This window comes from Palleronia pontilimi (assembly GCF_016412875.1).
GTDB lineage: Bacteria > Pseudomonadota > Alphaproteobacteria > Rhodobacterales > Rhodobacteraceae > Palleronia > Palleronia pontilimi.
Map to the genome: position 1 here is coordinate 1 of NZ_JAEKPD010000025.1, position 15578 is coordinate 15578.

Genomic DNA, 15578 nt, shown 5'->3' on the forward strand with positions numbered 1-15578 from the left:
ACCTGAAGGTCGTAGGTTCAAATCCTACTCCCGCAACCAACGATTTCTGCGAAATCAGGTTGTCCAAAGCCTCGGCCTCCGAAAGGAAGTCGGGGTTTTGCTTTCCGGCGGCAAAGCGCAGGATCGCCCCCAGATCGCCGCGCAGGACGATGGAGAGTTCGCCGTTCTCGGGCACAAGGCTGATTTCATCGACAAGTGATCGAAGCACGTCGACGGCGGCGCCACGATCTTCCTCGGATTGCAGGTTCTCGCAGAGCTTGGCGGTCCGATCTTGATACATCTGCGCCATGTTCGGGTGCAGCAATGGCGGCGGCTCATCGGCATTTTCCAGAAGCTCGCGCAACTGCGACTTCCTCGCCTCCAGCTTCTCGGCCTTGTCTTTAAGCTTTGCTGGCGGGAAGGCCGGCGTGTCGATCGAGGAGCTGGCCGAGGACATTGCGCGGCGGACGCTGCTCAGCTCCATCACCGTGCGGCCCGTGCTGGACGACAGCGGCGCCGAGACCGGCATGTACACGATCCCCGCCGGCGGGCGGCGGTTCCGGGCGCTGGAACTGCTCGTGAAGCAGAAGCGCATGAACAAGACCGCGTTGGTCCCCTGCATCCTGCGCACCGACGGGCTCGCCGAGGAAGACAGCCTGGCCGAGAACGTCCAGCGCGCGCCGCTGCATCCGCTCGACCAGTTCCGCGCCTTCCAGGCCATGCGCGAAAAGGATCGCTCCGAGGAGGAGATTGCGGCCGCCTTCTTCGTCCCACCCAGCGTGGTCAAGCAGCGGCTGAAGCTCGCCGCCGTCGCACCGTCACTGCTCGACGCCTATGCCGAGGAGGAGATGACGCTCGACCAGCTCATGGCCTTCACGGTCAATCCCGACCATGCGCGCCAAGAGCAGGTCTGGGAGGCGCTGCAGCGGCACTATTCGCGAGCGCCTCATGAGATCCGCCGCATGCTGACCGAAGGCGCGGTGCGGGCCTCGGACAAGCGGGCGCAGTTCGTCGGGCTCGACGATTACGTCGAGGCCGGGGGCGAGATCCTGCGCGACCTGTTCCAGCAGGACGACGGTGGCTGGCTGCAGGATGCCGCCCTTCTTGACTTCATGGTGCGCGAGAAACTGGCCGAGGACGCCGAGACGGTCCGGGCCGAGAGCTGGAAATGGGTCGAGGTCGATACCGAGTTCCCCTATGGCCACACCTTCGGGATGCGCCGGGTGCATGGCGAGGCGGTGCCGATGAGCGACGAGGAGGCTGCCAGCTACCAGGCGCTGAAGGCCGAATACGACGCGCTCGAGGCCGAGCATGCGGAGGCCGACGAGCTGCCCGAGGACGTCGATGCCCGGCTGGGCGAGATCGAGGAGGCGATCGAGGCACTCGAAGCGCGCCCGATCCGTTTCGAGGCGGAAGACCTCGCGCTGGCCGGAGCCTTCGTCAGCATAGACAGCTCCGGGCGGCTGCGCGTCGAGCGCGGCTACGTGCGGCCCGAAGATGAGCCGGTCGAGGTGGTGGAGGACACCGGCGAGGTCGCACCGGAAACGGTACCGGTCGAGGACGCCGATGACACCATCGTGTCAACCGCGGACGAGGAGGAAGAGGACGACGGCCTGAAACCGATTTCCGACCGCCTCGTCATGGAACTGACGGCCCATCGCACCCTGGCGCTGCGCAATGCGCTGGCCCAGGACCTGCAGGCCGCCTTCCTCGCGGCGCTGCACGCGATGGTCCTGCGGCTCTTCTATCGCTACGCCGTCGACACCTGCGTCGAGATCGAACCCCGCAACGCGGGTTTCGGATCGCAGGTGCCGGGCCTCGGCGACACGGCCTACGCGCAAGCCATCGACCAGCGTCACGAGACCTGGGCACGGAACCTGCCGAAAGCGCCAGAAGACCTGTGGGAGGCCCTGACCGAGTTCGACAGCTGCAGCCGCGAGGCGCTCTTCGCCCATTGCGTGGGGATGAGCGTCAATGCCGTCCACGATCCCTACCAGCGCCGACTGCGCGCCATCGCGCATGCGGATGTGCTGGCCGGGACCGTCGGGCTCGACATGGCCAAGGCGGGCTGGACGGCCACGGGTGACAGCTACCTCGGCCGCGTGACCAAACCCACCGCGTCCGTGTGCCGGAAACCCCGGCTTATCTCGACGCGCTTCTGGCCGACCAGCCGCTGACCGGCGGGCTCGAGCCGCGGTTGGGAAACGCCCATCTCCGCGTGTTGACCCTCTCGGGCTTCCCGACCGCCACCACGCCCGGGATCCTCGACGATCTCAACCGGCTGGCCTTTCCCTATCGGTGGGCGACCCGCGCGATCCTGATGGACAAGATGGAGGCCGCGCGGATGGTCGCCCGCATTCGCCGCCAATGGTTCGCCAAGCGCAAATCCATCGCCGCGATCCTGAAGGAGGTGATGACCAACGAGCAATCCGCGCTGGTCGATACCGACGCTGCCAACAAGGCGGCCGATGCCGATGTGGCTCTGCAGGAACTCGGTGCCGATATCGCCGGCGAAGCCTATGTCACGGCGACGCTCATCGTCTGGGACGAGGACCCGCGCCGCGCCGACGAGAAACTGCGCCTCGTCGAGAAGGTCGTGCAGGGCCGGGACTTCACCGCCATGGTCGAGACGGTCAACGCCGTTGACGCCTGGCTCGGCTCCCCGCCGGGGCAGGTTTACGCCAATGTCCGCCAGCCACCGATCTCCACCCTGAACCTCGCCCATATGATCCCGCTCTCCGCCGTCTGGGCGGGGGAGGAGCGGGACACGCATTTCGACGGGCCGCCGCTGCTCTATGGCAAGACCGAGGGCGCGACACCGTTTCGTCTCTCGCTCCACGTGGGCGATGTGGGCCATACGCTGGTTATCGGGCCGACCGGGGCGGGCAAGTCCGTGCTGCTCGCGCTCATGGCGCTGCAGTTCCGCCGCTACCCGGGTGCCCAGGTCTTCGCCTTCGATTTCGGGGGCTCGATCCGCGCCGCCACGCTGGCCATGGGTGGGGACTGGCATGATCTGGGCGGCGAGTTGACCGAGGGGGCGGAGGCGACGGTCTCCCTCCAGCCGCTCGCGCGCATCGACGATCCCGCCGAACGCTCTTGGGCTGCGGGTTGGATCGGCGCGATCCTCGCCCGCGAGGGTATCACGATCACTCCGGAGGTGAAGGAGCATCTCTGGTCCGCCCTGACCTCGCTGGCGTCCGCTCCGGTCGGCGAACGCACGATCACCGGTCTCGCGGTCCTGCTGCAATCCAATGACCTGAAACAGGCCCTGCGCCCCTATTGCCTTGGCGGCGCCCATGGGCGGCAGCTCGATGCCGAGACCGAAGAGCTTGGCGCGGCCTCGGTCCAGGCCTTCGAGATCGAGGGGCTGGTCGGCACCGCGGCGGCGCCCGCGGTCCTCTCCTATCTCTTCCATCGCATCGGCGACCGGCTCGACGGGCGGCCGACGCTGCTGATCATCGACGAGGGGTGGGTCGCGCTCTATGACGAGGGCTTCGCGGGCCAGCTCCGCGAATGGCTGAAGACGCTGCGCAAGAAGAACGCCTCGGTGATCTTCGCGACCCAGTCGCTCTCGGATATCGACGCCTCGGCCATCGCGCCCGCGATCATCGAAAGCTGCCCGACCCGGCTGCTTCTCCCCAACGAGCGCGCCATCGAGCCCCAGATCACCGCGATCTACCGCCGCTTCGGCCTCAATGACCGACAGATCGAGATCCTCGCGCGCGCCACGCCGAAGCGCGACTACTATTGCCAGTCGCGGCGCGGCAACCGGCTCTTCGAACTGGGTCTCTCGGAAGTCGGCCTCGCCCTCTGCGCCGCCTCGTCCAAATCCGACCAGGCGCTGATCTCGGAGATCCTCGCGGAGCATGGTCGGTACGGCTTCCTCGCCGCCTGGCTCGACGCCCGCGGGGTCGGCTGGGCCGCCGAGCTGATCCCTGACCTCACCAATCTCGCGCCGGAACCTGAAGTTCCGGATGCACCGATCCCCCAAGCCCCCGAACCCGCAGAGGAGACCATCCCATGATCCACACCGCCGATTGTCTGTCCCGTCTCGCCAGCGCCTCCGCCTTGGCCCTGGCGCTCGCCGCCCCCATCGGCCTGTCGCCGATCTTCGCGACGCCGGCCCAGGCTTTCCTTTTCGGCGGGGGCGGACGCATCGTCTACGACCCGCGCAATCACGCCGAGAACATCCTCTCCGCCGCCCGGGCGCTCGAGCAGATCAACAACCAGATCACCCAGTTGCAGAACGAGGCGCAGATGCTGATGAACCAGGCGCACAACCTCGCGAGCTTGCCCTATTCCTCGCTGCAGGCCCTGCAGCAGAATGTCGACCGGACCCGGCAGCTCCTGTCCCAGGCGCAGAACATCGCCTTCGATGTCGCCCAGATCGACCAGGTCTTCCAGCAAGACTATGCCAACATCCCCATGGCCGCGCCCGAGGCGCAGCTTCTGGCTGATGCGCGCTCCCGCTGGGAAAACACCGTCGGCGGGCTGCAGGATGCGCTGCGCGTGCAGGCCGGCGTTGTCGGCAATCTCGACGGCCAGCGCGCCGAGCTATCCGCCCTTGTGGGCGAAAGCCAGTCCGCCGTCGGCGCCTTGCAGGCGACCCAGGTCGGCAACCAGCTTCTGGCGCTGCAATCCCAGCAGATCGCTGACCTGATCGCCGTCGTGGCCGCCAATGGACGGGCCTCGGCGCTGGTCGAGGCCGAACGGTCCGCGGCGGCCGAACAGGGCCGGGTCCAGCGCGAGCGGTTCCTCACCCCGGGCGCGGGCTACCAGCCCGGCAATGCCCGGATGTTCAACAACTGAGGGGAGAAGATCCATGGAAGGATCGGTCCTCGCCCGCATCGCGGCCATCGTCTTCGTCGCCATCGCGATCACCGCGGCGGTGGTGGAGATGGGCCGGGACGAGGCGGGGCAGGCGATGCGTCCGGCGGCTCCCTTCCTGCCGGAGAACGATCCCTTGCGGGTGGAACAACGGCGTTGCCAGGAACTGGGCGAGGCCACGGCCTCCGATCCCGGCTGCCTCGCCGTCTGGGCCGAAACCCGCGACCGCTTTCTCGGGCGTGACCGAACCGGGGGCGAGTGAGCCATGGGCGGCACCGGCGTCATCGACACCTTCCTCGGGGTCTTCACCTCTTACATCGACAGCGGTTTCGGGCTGCTGGGCGGCGAAGTCGCGTTTATCGCCAGTACCCTAATCGTGATCGACGTGACACTGGCGGCCCTCTTCTGGGCCTGGGGCGCCGATGACGACATCATCGCCAGTCTCGTGAAAAAGACCCTTTTCGTCGGCGTTTTCGCCTGGCTCATCTCTAACTGGAACAGCCTCGCCGCCATCGTCTTCGACAGTTTCGCGGGGCTGGGGCTGCTGGCCTCCGGCACCGGCTTTTCGCCCGCCGATCTCCTGCGCCCGGGCCGTGTGGCGCAGACCGGGCTCGATGCCGGGCGTCCGCTTCTGGAGTCCACCGCCGATCTCATGGGCTTCGTCGCCTTCTTCGAGAACTTCATCCAGATCGCCTGCCTGCTCTTCGCCTGGGCGCTGGTGCTCCTTGCCTTCTTTCTGCTCGCTGTGCAGCTCTTCGTGACGCTGATCGAGTTCAAACTGACGACCCTCGCAGGCTTCGTGCTGATCCCCTTCGGCCTTTTCGGCAGGACCGCCTTCATGGCCGAACGGGTGCTCGGCAATGTCGTCTCCTCCGGCATCAAGGTGCTGGTGCTGGCGGTGATCATCGGCATCGGCTCGACCCTCTTCGGCCAGTTCACCGCCGGCTTCGGGGGCGTGACGCCCACGATCGACGAGGCCATGGCGATCGTGCTGGCCGCGCTCTCGCTCCTCGGTCTCGGCATCTTCGGCCCCGGCATCGCCACGGGCCTCGTCTCCGGTGGGCCGCAACTGGGCGCAGGCGCGGCCGTCGGCACCGGGCTTGCTGTTGGTGGGGCCGCGGTCGCGGCGGGCGGCGGAGCCCTGCTCGGCGCGCGCGGGGCCGGGGCACTCGCCTCGGGTGGAGCCGCCGTCACGCGCGGAGCTGCCTCCGCCACCGGGGCTGTGTCCACCGCCTACAGCCTCGGATCCATGGGCCAGACCGGGGCGGCGGGTGTCGCCTCCGGTCTCGGTGGTATGGCAAGGGCCGCGGGATCCGCGGCTGCGTCGCCTCTGCGCCGGGCCGCCGCCTCGGCCTCCGAAGCCGTCAAGGCACACCACGCAGACGGTGCCCGCGCGGGCTTCGCCGCCACTGGCGGCACCTCCTCCCTCGGCAGCGTCACAGGCGCGTCTGCTGCCATGTCCGCTCCCGCAGGCACCCCACCGGCCTGGGCGCGGTCCATGCGTCGCAGCCAGGCCATGAGACATGGCGTCTCCGCAGCCACTCACGCGTTGCGCGCCGGGGACAGTCCCGGTTCCGGTGCCTCCGTTTCCCTTTCCGAAAGTGACCGCCCATGAGCCTCTTCAAACGCGCCGCCGCGCATTACGGCAAGACCCCCGCCCCCGAGACTCCCTACCAGAGGGCCGCCCAGGTCTGGGACGAGCGCATCGGCTCCGCCCGGGTGCAGGCCAAGAACTGGCGCCTCATGGCCTTCGGCTGCCTGGTCCTCGCGGGCGGATTCGCGACCGCGCTGGTCTGGCAATCGGCGCGTGGCACCGTCGTGCCTTACGTCGTCGAAATCGACCGGCATGGCGAAGCCCGCGCCGTCGAGGCCGCCAGCGCCGGGTATCGCCCCAGCGATCCGCAGATCGCCTGGCATCTCGCCCGCTTCATCGAGGAGGTCCGGGGCCTGCCCGCCGATCCCATCGTCGTCCGGCAGAACTGGCTGCGGGCGTATGAGTTCACCACCGATCGCGGCGCGCTGGCGCTGAACGACCATGCCCGCGCCAACGACCCCTTCACGCGGGTCGGCGAGGACCAGGTCTCGGTCGTGGTCTCGAGCGTCATTCGCGCCTCGCCCGACAGTTTCCGGGTGGCCTGGTCCGAGCGGCACTACGAGAACGGCCAGCTCGCCCGCACCGAGCGCTGGACCGCGATCCTGACCATCGTCATCGACCCGCCGCGCACGGCAGACCGACTGCGGGCAAACCCCCTTGGAATCTATGTCAACGCGATCAACTGGTCGCGGGAGATGAGCCAATGACCCGACCGATCCTGCCTACCGTGCTTCTCGCCACCACGCTTCTGGCCGGCTGCGCCAGCGACCGCCCTACAGACTTCGCCTATGACGAGGCGGTGCCACCCTTGCCGTCGCCGCCGGCTACGGCACCCGATGACCGGCCGCGCCCGCTCCATGTCCCGCCCGCCTGGACCCCTAGCCGGGGTGGGGAGGCCGCCGCCACTCCTGTCGCGCAGGTCGGCAATGCCAATGCGGCCGCCCGCGTCGAACCAAGGCAGGCGGGGTATTTCAACGCGATCCAGATTTACCCGTGGTCCGAGGGCGCGCTCTATCAGGTCTACGCCGCCCCGGGCCAGATCACGACCATCGCGCTCGAACCCGGCGAACGTCTCGCCGGAACCGGCCCGATCGCGGCAGGGGACACCGCGCGCTGGATCATCGGCGACACCGAAAGCGGCGCAGGACGCGACACCCGCTTCCTCGTTCTGGTGAAACCGACCCGACCCGATATCAGCACCAACCTCGTGATCTCGACCGACCGGCGCACCTACCTGATCGAGCTCAACGCCAGCGAAGAAACCTGGATGCCCGCCATCTCCTGGGCCTATCCGCGTGCGCCCGAGGCCCCAACCGTTGCGCTAGCCAAGCCGCGTATCCCACCCGCGCATGCTCGCAATCACCTCTACGGACTGCAGGGCGACAGCCCGCCCTGGCGGCCGGTCTCGGTCTTCGATGACGGGCGCCGGGTCTATGTAGTCTTCCCGCGCGGCATCGCCCAGGGCGAGATGCCGCCGCTTTTCGTGCTCGGGGCCGATGGCGAGCCGGAGATCGTCAACTCCCGCATCCACGGCAACGTGCTGATCGTCGACCGGCTCTTCGGCGCGGCGGAACTGCGCCTCGGACGCGGTCCCCGGCAGGAGGTGGTCCGCATCCTGCGGATCGAGCCGCAGACTGAAGCAGCCGTAGTTCGGCAGGACGCGGGGCAGGGGACATGAGCGAGACATCGACCGATACTGCCGCCGCCATGCGCCTGCGCGCCGATCCGCCGCGCGTCACACGGATTTCACGCAAGGTGATTATCGGGCTCGGCGTCGTCGCGGGCCTCGGGATCGGTGCCGCGTTGATCTACGGCCTGCAACGTCCGGACCGGACGGCCGCCCCGGAAGAACTGATCACCACGGACCGCCGCCAACCCGCCGATGGCCTACGCGATCTGCCGGGCAGCTACGACGCCATTCCACGACTGGGACCGCCCCTGCCGGGCGATCTCGGCGGCGGCGTCTTCGACGCGCAGCAACGCGGCCAGCCTATTGCAGCTCCAAGTCTCGTGCCACCCACCATGGACCCGGCGGAGCAGCAGCGGCTTGCCGAACTGGAGGCCGCCCGTGTCAGCGATCTCTTCTTCCAGACGCGGCCCGGGGCACCAACGTCCCCGGGGTTTCAGATGCCGCCTGCAGCACCGGGGAGCGGTTTGGCCGCCACCCCGGAAACCGATCCACGTCAGGCCTTTCTGACGGCACCGACCGACCGCCGGACCGTCACGCCCGACCGCGTCCAGCCACCGGCCTCGCCCTGGTTGTTGCAGGCCGGCTCCGTCATCCCGGCCGCGCTGATTACCGGCATTCGCTCCGACCTGCCAGGTCAGATCACCGCGCAGGTCACCCAGAACATCTATGACAGCCCCACGGGAAGCCTGCTTCTGATACCCCAGGGCACCCGACTGATCGGCGCCAACGACGACAGCGTCACCGTGGGCCAGCGCCGCGTGCTCCTGGTCTGGACCCGGCTGATCTTCCCCGATGGACGATCGCTCCTGCTCGAACGCCAGCCCGGCGCGGATGCCGCGGGTTTTGCCGGTCTCGAGGACCGCGTCGACAATCACTGGGGCAGCATCCTGCGCGCCGCAGGGCTGTCCACCTTGCTGGCCGTCGGCGCGGAGCTCGCCCTCGATGAGGAAGACCGCCTCGCCCGCGCGCTCCGCGACGGGGCCCTCGACACGATCAACGACGCCGGCCAGCGCATCGTTCAACGCCAGCTGGAGGTCCCGCCGACCCTCACCATTCGCCCGGGCTTTCCCGTCCGCGTGATCGTCACGCGCGATCTCGTCTTCGCGCCACCCGGAGGCTGACATGACCAAGCTGAAACTCGGACCGATCCCGGATAACAAGCCTGTGAAGCTGACCGTGGAAGTGCCCGCAGAGCTGCATCGAGACCTGATCGCCTATGGTGAAATCCTCAGCTAGGAAGCCAGACAGGGACCGATCGAACCGGCAAAGCTGGTTGTTCCCATGCTCGAGCGGTTCATCGCGACGGATCGCGGCTTTGCGAAGGCAAAGCGATCGCTTCCGAAACGTGAGGTGGCGAAGCAAGGACTATGATCCACGGCTCCGGTTCCCCTAAGAATAGAGCGAGCGCAGCCGGACGGCGTGAACATCGGTCTGGTGATGGATGGTGGCGATTCTAACAAGATTTCAATTAGTTGTAGCAGGTTTTGTGCAGCAGGTGTTCACGTTCTGATCGCGTAATATCGTGCTCGATCCTGGTCGTTTCAGTTCGCGATAGGCAATTGGTTGGCGTGAATGAATGCCCAGCAAGGGTGCGGATGATGATAACTTGCTCTTCGGCCCGCTAGGCAGGACAGAAAGCGGCCGTTCAGTGCGCGCGTCAGGACCGACTGCTATGCGGGACAAGGACTGGAGGTCGCGGATATCTTCCGCGCCCATGGTGCTGCGTATCGCCGTGACCATGACGGGCATCTGAACCTGCCGCAGTTGAAGGCGATGTCCGCGATCGAGACTTGCCGGACCGCAGCCCTCGGAGGGCATGTCGCGGCCTGCACCAAGTGCGGCCATGAGCATATTGCCTACAACTCCTGCTGCAATCGGCATTGCCCGAAGTGCCAGGGCGCGGCGTCGCGGGACTGGATGCAGGCCCGTATCGAGGACCTGTTGCCGGTTGAGTATTTCCACGTGGTCTTCACTCTGCCGGCCCAGATCTCGGACATCGCGTTCCAGAACAAGGCGGCGGTCTATGACCTGCTGTTCAAAGCATGCGCGGAGACGCTTCTGACCATCGCAGCAGACCCGAAGCGTCTCGGCGCAAAGATCGGCATGACCAGCGTGCTGCACACCTGGGGATCGGCGATGACCCACCATCCGCATGTCCACATCATCGTCCCGGGTGGCGGGCTGTCGCCGGATGGCACTCGATGGATCGCTTGCCGCCCGGGGTTCTTTCTGCCCTTGAAGGTGCTGTCGCGGCTGTTCCGGCGTTTGTTCCTCGAAGGTCTGGCCAGGCTGCACAAGGCGGGGAAACTGACGTTCTTCGGCAATCTGTCGGAGTTGACCGACCCCGGTGCCTTCCACGCCCATCTCACGCCGATGCGCAAGACCGACTGGGTCGTCTATGCCAAACCACCCTTCGGCGGACCGCAAGCCGTGCTGGCCTATCTCAGCCGATATACCCACCGCGTCGCGATCTCCAACCACCGCCTCGTCAGCGCGGACGCTGGCACCGTGGCCTTCCGCTGAAAAGACTACCGCATCAAGCGCGGCGACCGGATGAAGGTCATGCGCCTGCCCACCGACGAGTTCATTCGCCGGTTCCTGATCCATGTCCTGCCCTCCGGTTTCCACCGCATCCGCCACGCGTGCCTCCTGGCCAACGGCATCCGCCGCGACAGGATCGAGAAGATCAGGTGCCTGATCGATCGGGTCCCGGAGCCCGATCAGATGGCCAGCGAAAACGGGCGACGTCGATCTCGAAGCCAAGCTTCAGAGATGGGAGCGCTTCTACAACCTGGCCAGGCCGCACGGCGCCCACAATGGCAAGACGCCTTACGAGGCGCTGCGCGAAAAGCTATGATCGCCAAACACGGTGTCTCGCCAGATCGATCAGGTTACAGATTCGAACGTGACCTTCTGGTGGTTCCCGGTCGGGGCGGCGGGCGTGCCGACCACCTTCGAGGAACTCGACGCGGCGCCCGACGGCGTTCCGGCCCCGCCGGACATGGAAGACGCCGTCGCCGAAGAGGCCGCGGCGCGGGCGGACCGGCCGGCGGACTTCGTCGGGGAACTGGAGCGCGCCTTCGACCGGACGTTACCGGGCAACGAGCGCCTGGCGCTCGCAGCGAAGCTCGCGGCGATCTGAGCGGCGTCCGCGCGGGCCGGCCGCCCGCGCGGCGCGGCACCGGGGCAGGCGGGTCGTCCGAGCGTATCACGGGGTCCGGTCGCTGCGGCCCGCGCCGTGTCGTCCGCGTCGCGGGACGGCGCCGTGGCAGGGCGGCTACCGGCCCGGCGGCAGGACCGCCTGCCAGCTGCCCAGCCGCGAGCGGTCGGACATCCGGCCGATCTTTTCCAGTTCGCGCCACAGCCCGCGCACGCAATGGCGCATCGAGAGCGGCGCGCCCTCCTCGGCGCTGAGCAGGAGCGCGGTGTAGATCGCGTTGCGGATCTCGCCGCCCACGATTTCGAACGGCTCGGCGAGCTGCGGGATATCGATGTCGTTCGCGCGATCCTCGGGCGGGGGCAGCAGCTTGTCCCAGATCGCGCGCCGCTCGCGCGCCGCGGGCGGCATGAATTCCGCCCGCACCCGGATCCGGCGCAGGAAGGCGTCGTCGATATTGCCCGCCAGGTTGGTCGCCAGGATCGCCAGGCCGTCGAAATCGTCCAGCCGCTGCAGCAGGTAGTCGATGGTGATGTTGGCATAGCGGTCGTGACTGTCGCGCACCTCGGTGCGCTTGCCGAAAAGCGCGTCGGCCTCGTCGAAGAACAGCGCCACCCGCGACCGCTCGGCCTCGTCGAACACCGCCGCCAGCCGCTTCTCGCTTTCGCCGATGAACTTGTCGACCACCTGCGATAGGTCGATGCGGTAGAGCGCATAGTCCACCTCGGCGGCGATGATCTGGGCGGCCATGGTCTTGCCGGTCCCCGGCGGCCCGCTGAACAGGCAGGAAAGCCCCGCCCCGGCGCGCAACCCCGCGCCGGGGCCGCCTTCGCCGAACAGCTGCTGGCCGTGGCGCGCCCAGGCGATGGCCAGATCGAGCTCGGCGCGGGTGCGGTCGGGCAACACGATGTCGACGCGGGTCCAGGGGCAGGGCAGGCGCTCGGCAGCGCCGTCGAAACGGGTCTGGCGAAGCCGGTCGCAGGCGGCGGACAGGTCGGCGGCCGAGGCTGCCGCGCGGCCCTCGGCCCGGGCCTGCGCCTCGGCGATGCGGCGGGCGCGGGCGATGCCGCGGGGGCCGAAGTCGAAGCGCTCGGCCAGGCGGCGCAGACCGTCGTCGTCGACGCCCCCGGGCTGGGGTCCGGTCCCGGCGGCCCACAGGCGCAGCCGCTGCGCCGGGTCGCGCGGCGGCGCGTCCAGCCGCATCAGCGGCCGGTCGCAGGCCATCGCGAGCGCGCCGTAGCGCGCCGGCTCGGCGATCAGGAAGGCCGGGGCGGGCAGGCCGCCCATCAGGGCGGGCCAGACCGCCTCGGGCACCGCTTCAGGCGCGGTCAGCACCAGCGCGGCCTCTTCGAGGCAAAGCTCGCGCAGCACCGTGCCGAGCCCCCCGGGCTCGGCCAGCACCGTGCCGGGGACGGCGAGCGCGGCATGGCCCAGCCGCCCGGCCAGCGCCGTGGCGATGGCGCCGCGGCCGCTGTCCTCGGGGCCGAGCACCGCCACAGCCGGGACCTGCGCCGCCCCGGCGAGCGCGGTCGCGGCGGCCTCGAGCACCGGCCGCAGGCTCTCGGGAGCCTTCAGGCGCGCGATCGCTTGCGGATCGGCCGGGCTCAGCGGAAAGGTCGGCGCGCGGTCGCCCCCCAGCACCAGCCGCCAGACCGCCGGCGGAACCGTGACATCCGCGGTGGCGAGCGGCCCGTCCGGCGCCACCGTGGCCAGCCCGAAGCGCACCAGGCGCCCCTCGGGGCCAAGGCTCGCGTCCAGCCGCTCGGGCGGCAGGCCGAGCTCGGCGGCAAGACCCGCCATCGGCCGCGGCCGGCCCATGTGGTCGTTGAGCAGCGTCAGCAGCCTTGCCGCGCGCAGATCGACCTCGACTAGGCTGCCGAGCAGGATCAGGTCGCGCTCGGTCGGGTCGAGCGCGAAGACCGAGACCAACCGCTCGAGCCCCGGCAGCTTCGGCGCCGGCCCGTCGCCTGCCAGCTGCCGCACCAGGTCGCGCAGCTCGCGCCCCGGGCCGACATCGGGCACCCGATCGCCGCGGTGCGCGAGGATGCGCGCCGCGATCCTGCCGAGGCAGGCCGACAGCGCATCGCCCGCGCCGGGCGGCGCCGGCGCCTCGACCCGCGGCGGGCCGTGGAACAGGCCGTAGAGCCAGCCGAGCAGGCCGGGCCTGTCGGGCACGGGGTTGGTTAGCAGCTCGCGGATCCTGTCGGGCGAGGCGTCGTGCAGCACCTGCGGCGCGCGGCCGGGGCGGTGCACGGTCACCCGCGCGCCCGAGGGGGTGACCGCGATCAGCCGGTCGGCCTGGCCACGGTTCAGGATCGCCAGCGAGGCACGCTCGGCGCAGACCAGCACCGCGTCGACGCGACGCTCGGCGCACTGCCCGGCCAGGTCCTCGATCTCGGCATCCGGGATCCCGGCCAGGGTCTCGGCAAGGATCGATCGCAGAATGTTCGGCGCGTCGCTCAGATCGACGGCGATGCGAAGGCGAGGCATGGGGCGGCCGTCCTTTCCGCGGCCGATACTAAACGGCACGCGACCGCGCGGTGAACCGCGGCGAGGGCCCAGCGGCGGGCCCAGATGGTCCTGATCCGCGGACCGGCGCCCGCGGGCAGGCGGCGGCTGGACAGCCGCGCGGCGGCGGTGCGGGGCGGGCGCCGAATCAGATCCGGGGCGTATCGGGAATGTCGTCGTTCACCAATGGCTTGCGGGCCATCCTTCGCGTTTTCCCCGGTTTCGGGATCGGGTCCCGCCAGCTGCCGGGGATCCAGATCCGCCCGGGCCGGGAAGATCCAGATCCCCGGCGGCGGGCCGCCCGGCCAGGGGCGGGGCCTGCTGCGGAAATACCCAATTCCAACAGGGGCTTGCGCATACGGGCTGGCCCGGGTGGATCCGAATTGAACCTCTGCCGGCTTTGCCAATCGGCATCGGTCGGCCGCACCATCGGTGCAAAGCCCCTTCGTTCTCATCGAGGAGCCGCCAGCCCATGGCCAACGCCGACCATCCCATGCCCTGCGCGACCCGCGCGCTGCCGGCGGAGTCGGCCGATGGCTAACTGGCGGGTGGTGGAGAACACGGGCCGTACGCTGGTCGAGCTGCTGGATCGGCACATCGGCCTGCTCGGCATTCCCAACGTCACCGTCGGCTTGGTCACGCCTGCCGCCTTCGGCACGCTCGCCGGGACCGCGGATCCGTTCGTGTCGCTGTTCCTCTACCAGATCTCGGACAATCCCGAGCTGCGCAACAGCCCCCAGCAGATGCTGCCCGACGGCACCTTTCAGCGCCAGCCGCTGCCGCTGGAGCTGTCCTACCTGGTCACCGCCTGGGGGGTCCGGGCGCAAGCGGACGTCGCCTCGGACCTGCTGGCCACGCGCGACGAGGCGCGGCTTCTGGGCGCCGTCATGCAGGCGTTCTACGAGGCGGCCGAGATCGATCGCGGCAGCCTGTTCGAGGATCCGGCGGTGCCGGTCTGGGCGCCGCATGATGGGCTGCAGCTGATGATGGAGACACTGCCGCTCGAGGGCCATTACCGGATCTGGGACGCCGCCGAGCTGGGCTATCGCCTTTCGCTGGTCTACCGCGCCCGTGTCGCGGCGCTCGAGCCGCTGGTCACGCCGCCGGGACCGCCGATCACCGATGCCGCGCTGGAGACGGCGTGATGGCAGGCGACGTGATCCGGCATCAGCTTTCCTTCGCGATCCGCTTCCTGGATCATTTCAGCGGCGCGCCGGTGCCCGAAGAGCTGCCGGTGCGGCTGGCGGGGTCGTTCCAGCGCCCGGCGGCGCGGCGCGGCTCGGTCTCGCGCCGGCAGGTCGACGGCGCCTACCGGTTCCTGTCGGTGCCCACCGGCACGGCGCAGGTGCTGTGGCGCGATCCGTTCCGCCGCACCCAGGCCGGCTGGGCACGCTGGGACGGCGAGGATCCCCAGGTGCAGCTGCCGCGCCCCGATCCCACCCTGCCGGTCGAGATCACGCTCTGGCCCACCGCCGCGGCCACCGCGCCGGCGGGCGCCACCGGGGTCCGGGGAAAGCTGCTGGGCAGCAACGCCGACGGGCTGGCCGTGCGCATCGCGCGCACCGGCACTCCGTTCGACCGCTTCACCCGCACGGATTCCGCGGGCGAGTTCCTGTTCCTGCCGCCGGGCACGCTCGCACCCGATGGCGCCACCGGCCGGGTGCCGCTGGACATCGAGGTCCGCGACGCCGCGGGCGTCCAGCGCGTCGTCACCGGCGGCGCCTTCCTGCCGGCCGCGGCCGGCCCGGCCTTCGCGGGCCCAAGTTTCACCGTCGCGCCACGGACCGTGCCGCGCGTTCTGTTCCAACTGGCGTGAGCCGCCG

The 15578-nt window shown here is 69.3% G+C and carries 11 protein-coding genes and 5 pseudogenes; 14 read left to right on the top strand and 2 right to left on the bottom strand.

Features of this window, described 5'->3' with window-relative positions; all coding sequences use genetic code 11:
* Positions 1-463: pseudogene (locus ILP92_RS16920) on the bottom strand (recombinase family protein); the annotation flags it as partial.
* Here ILP92_RS16920 and ILP92_RS16925 point away from each other — a divergent pair.
* The 12 genes and pseudogenes from ILP92_RS16925 (at position 408) to ILP92_RS16980 (ending at position 11232) form a co-directional block, all read left to right on the top strand.
* Complete coding sequence (locus tag ILP92_RS16925) at positions 408-2156, top strand: ParB/RepB/Spo0J family partition protein (protein WP_368667917.1); 1749 nt, start codon at positions 408-410, stop codon at positions 2154-2156. The pseudogene ILP92_RS16920 and the gene ILP92_RS16925 overlap by 56 nt on opposite strands.
* A pseudogene (trbE, locus tag ILP92_RS16930) lies at positions 2093-4003 on the top strand (conjugal transfer protein TrbE); the annotation flags it as partial. The gene ILP92_RS16925 and the pseudogene trbE, both read left to right, overlap by 64 nt.
* On the top strand, positions 4000-4788 hold the full coding sequence (trbJ, locus tag ILP92_RS16935) for a P-type conjugative transfer protein TrbJ (protein ID WP_198917600.1): 789 nt from the start codon (positions 4000-4002) through the stop codon (positions 4786-4788). The pseudogene trbE and the gene trbJ, both read left to right, overlap by 4 nt.
* A gap of 13 nt (positions 4789-4801) precedes the next feature.
* Positions 4802-5068 (top strand): putative entry exclusion protein TrbK-alt, encoded by a 267-nt coding sequence (trbK-alt, locus tag ILP92_RS16940; RefSeq protein ID WP_198917601.1) that lies wholly within the window; start codon positions 4802-4804, stop codon positions 5066-5068.
* 3 nt (positions 5069-5071) lie between these two features.
* The gene (trbL, locus tag ILP92_RS16945) at positions 5072-6421 is read left to right on the top strand and encodes a P-type conjugative transfer protein TrbL (protein WP_198917602.1); all 1350 of its coding nucleotides are present in this window, start codon (positions 5072-5074) and stop codon (positions 6419-6421) included.
* Positions 6418-7107 carry a conjugal transfer protein TrbF gene (trbF, locus tag ILP92_RS16950; protein ID WP_198917603.1) on the top strand — a complete coding sequence of 230 codons (690 nt, stop codon included), beginning with the start codon at positions 6418-6420 and terminating at the stop codon, positions 7105-7107. Before trbL ends, trbF begins: the two co-directional genes overlap by 4 nt.
* The gene (trbG, locus tag ILP92_RS16955; protein ID WP_198917604.1) at positions 7104-8078 is read left to right on the top strand and encodes a P-type conjugative transfer protein TrbG; all 975 of its coding nucleotides are present in this window, start codon (positions 7104-7106) and stop codon (positions 8076-8078) included. The genes trbF and trbG overlap by 4 nt, the downstream gene beginning before the upstream one ends.
* Positions 8075-9211 (top strand): TraB/TrbI/VirB10 family type IV secretion system protein, encoded by a 1137-nt coding sequence (locus tag ILP92_RS16960; RefSeq protein ID WP_198917605.1) that lies wholly within the window; start codon positions 8075-8077, stop codon positions 9209-9211. Before trbG ends, ILP92_RS16960 begins: the two co-directional genes overlap by 4 nt.
* Before the next feature lies 1 nt (position 9212).
* A pseudogene (locus ILP92_RS16965) lies at positions 9213-9461 on the top strand (DUF2274 domain-containing protein).
* Positions 9462-9776: 315 nt separating this feature from the next.
* Positions 9777-10835: pseudogene (locus ILP92_RS16970) on the top strand (IS91 family transposase); the annotation flags it as partial.
* Positions 10831-10947 (top strand): annotated as a pseudogene (locus tag ILP92_RS16975) (integrase core domain-containing protein); the annotation flags it as partial. The pseudogenes ILP92_RS16970 and ILP92_RS16975, both read left to right, overlap by 5 nt.
* 48 nt (positions 10948-10995) lie before the next feature.
* The gene (locus tag ILP92_RS16980) at positions 10996-11232 is read left to right on the top strand and encodes a hypothetical protein (RefSeq protein ID WP_198917606.1); all 237 of its coding nucleotides are present in this window, start codon (positions 10996-10998) and stop codon (positions 11230-11232) included.
* 135 nt (positions 11233-11367) lie between these two features.
* On the opposite strand, the gene ILP92_RS16985 is transcribed toward ILP92_RS16980, so the two are convergent.
* Complete coding sequence (locus ILP92_RS16985; RefSeq protein WP_198917607.1) at positions 11368-13737, bottom strand: AAA family ATPase; 2370 nt, start codon at positions 13735-13737, stop codon at positions 11368-11370.
* A 551-nt stretch (positions 13738-14288) separates the two neighbouring features.
* On the opposite strand from ILP92_RS16985, the gene ILP92_RS16990 reads away from it, so the two are divergent.
* A complete protein-coding gene (locus tag ILP92_RS16990; RefSeq protein ID WP_198917608.1) occupies positions 14289-14900 on the top strand; it encodes a Pvc16 family protein in 612 nt (203 codons plus the stop codon).
* Positions 14900-15571, top strand: a complete 672-nt coding sequence (locus ILP92_RS16995; protein ID WP_198917609.1) for a hypothetical protein — start codon at positions 14900-14902, stop codon at positions 15569-15571. Before ILP92_RS16990 ends, ILP92_RS16995 begins: the two co-directional genes overlap by 1 nt.
* The last annotated feature ends 7 nt before the right edge of the window (positions 15572-15578 follow it).

Excerpts from the sequence above, each read along its gene's own strand:
- trbG (WP_198917604.1), top strand. The coding sequence starts at position 7,104 with ATGACCCGACCGATCCTGCCTACCGTGCTTCTCGCCACCACGCTTCTG.
- ILP92_RS16995 (WP_198917609.1), top strand. The coding sequence starts at position 14,900 with ATGGCAGGCGACGTGATCCGGCATCAGCTTTCCTTCGCGATCCGCTTC.
- trbK-alt (WP_198917601.1), top strand. The coding sequence starts at position 4,802 with ATGGAAGGATCGGTCCTCGCCCGCATCGCGGCCATCGTCTTCGTCGCC.
- ILP92_RS16990 (WP_198917608.1), top strand. The coding sequence starts at position 14,289 with ATGGCTAACTGGCGGGTGGTGGAGAACACGGGCCGTACGCTGGTCGAG.
- ILP92_RS16985 (WP_198917607.1), bottom strand. The coding sequence starts at position 13,737 with ATGCCTCGCCTTCGCATCGCCGTCGATCTGAGCGACGCGCCGAACATT.
- trbJ (WP_198917600.1), top strand. The coding sequence starts at position 4,000 with ATGATCCACACCGCCGATTGTCTGTCCCGTCTCGCCAGCGCCTCCGCC.
- ILP92_RS16960 (WP_198917605.1), top strand. The coding sequence starts at position 8,075 with ATGAGCGAGACATCGACCGATACTGCCGCCGCCATGCGCCTGCGCGCC.
- trbL (WP_198917602.1), top strand. The coding sequence starts at position 5,072 with ATGGGCGGCACCGGCGTCATCGACACCTTCCTCGGGGTCTTCACCTCT.
- trbF (WP_198917603.1), top strand. The coding sequence starts at position 6,418 with ATGAGCCTCTTCAAACGCGCCGCCGCGCATTACGGCAAGACCCCCGCC.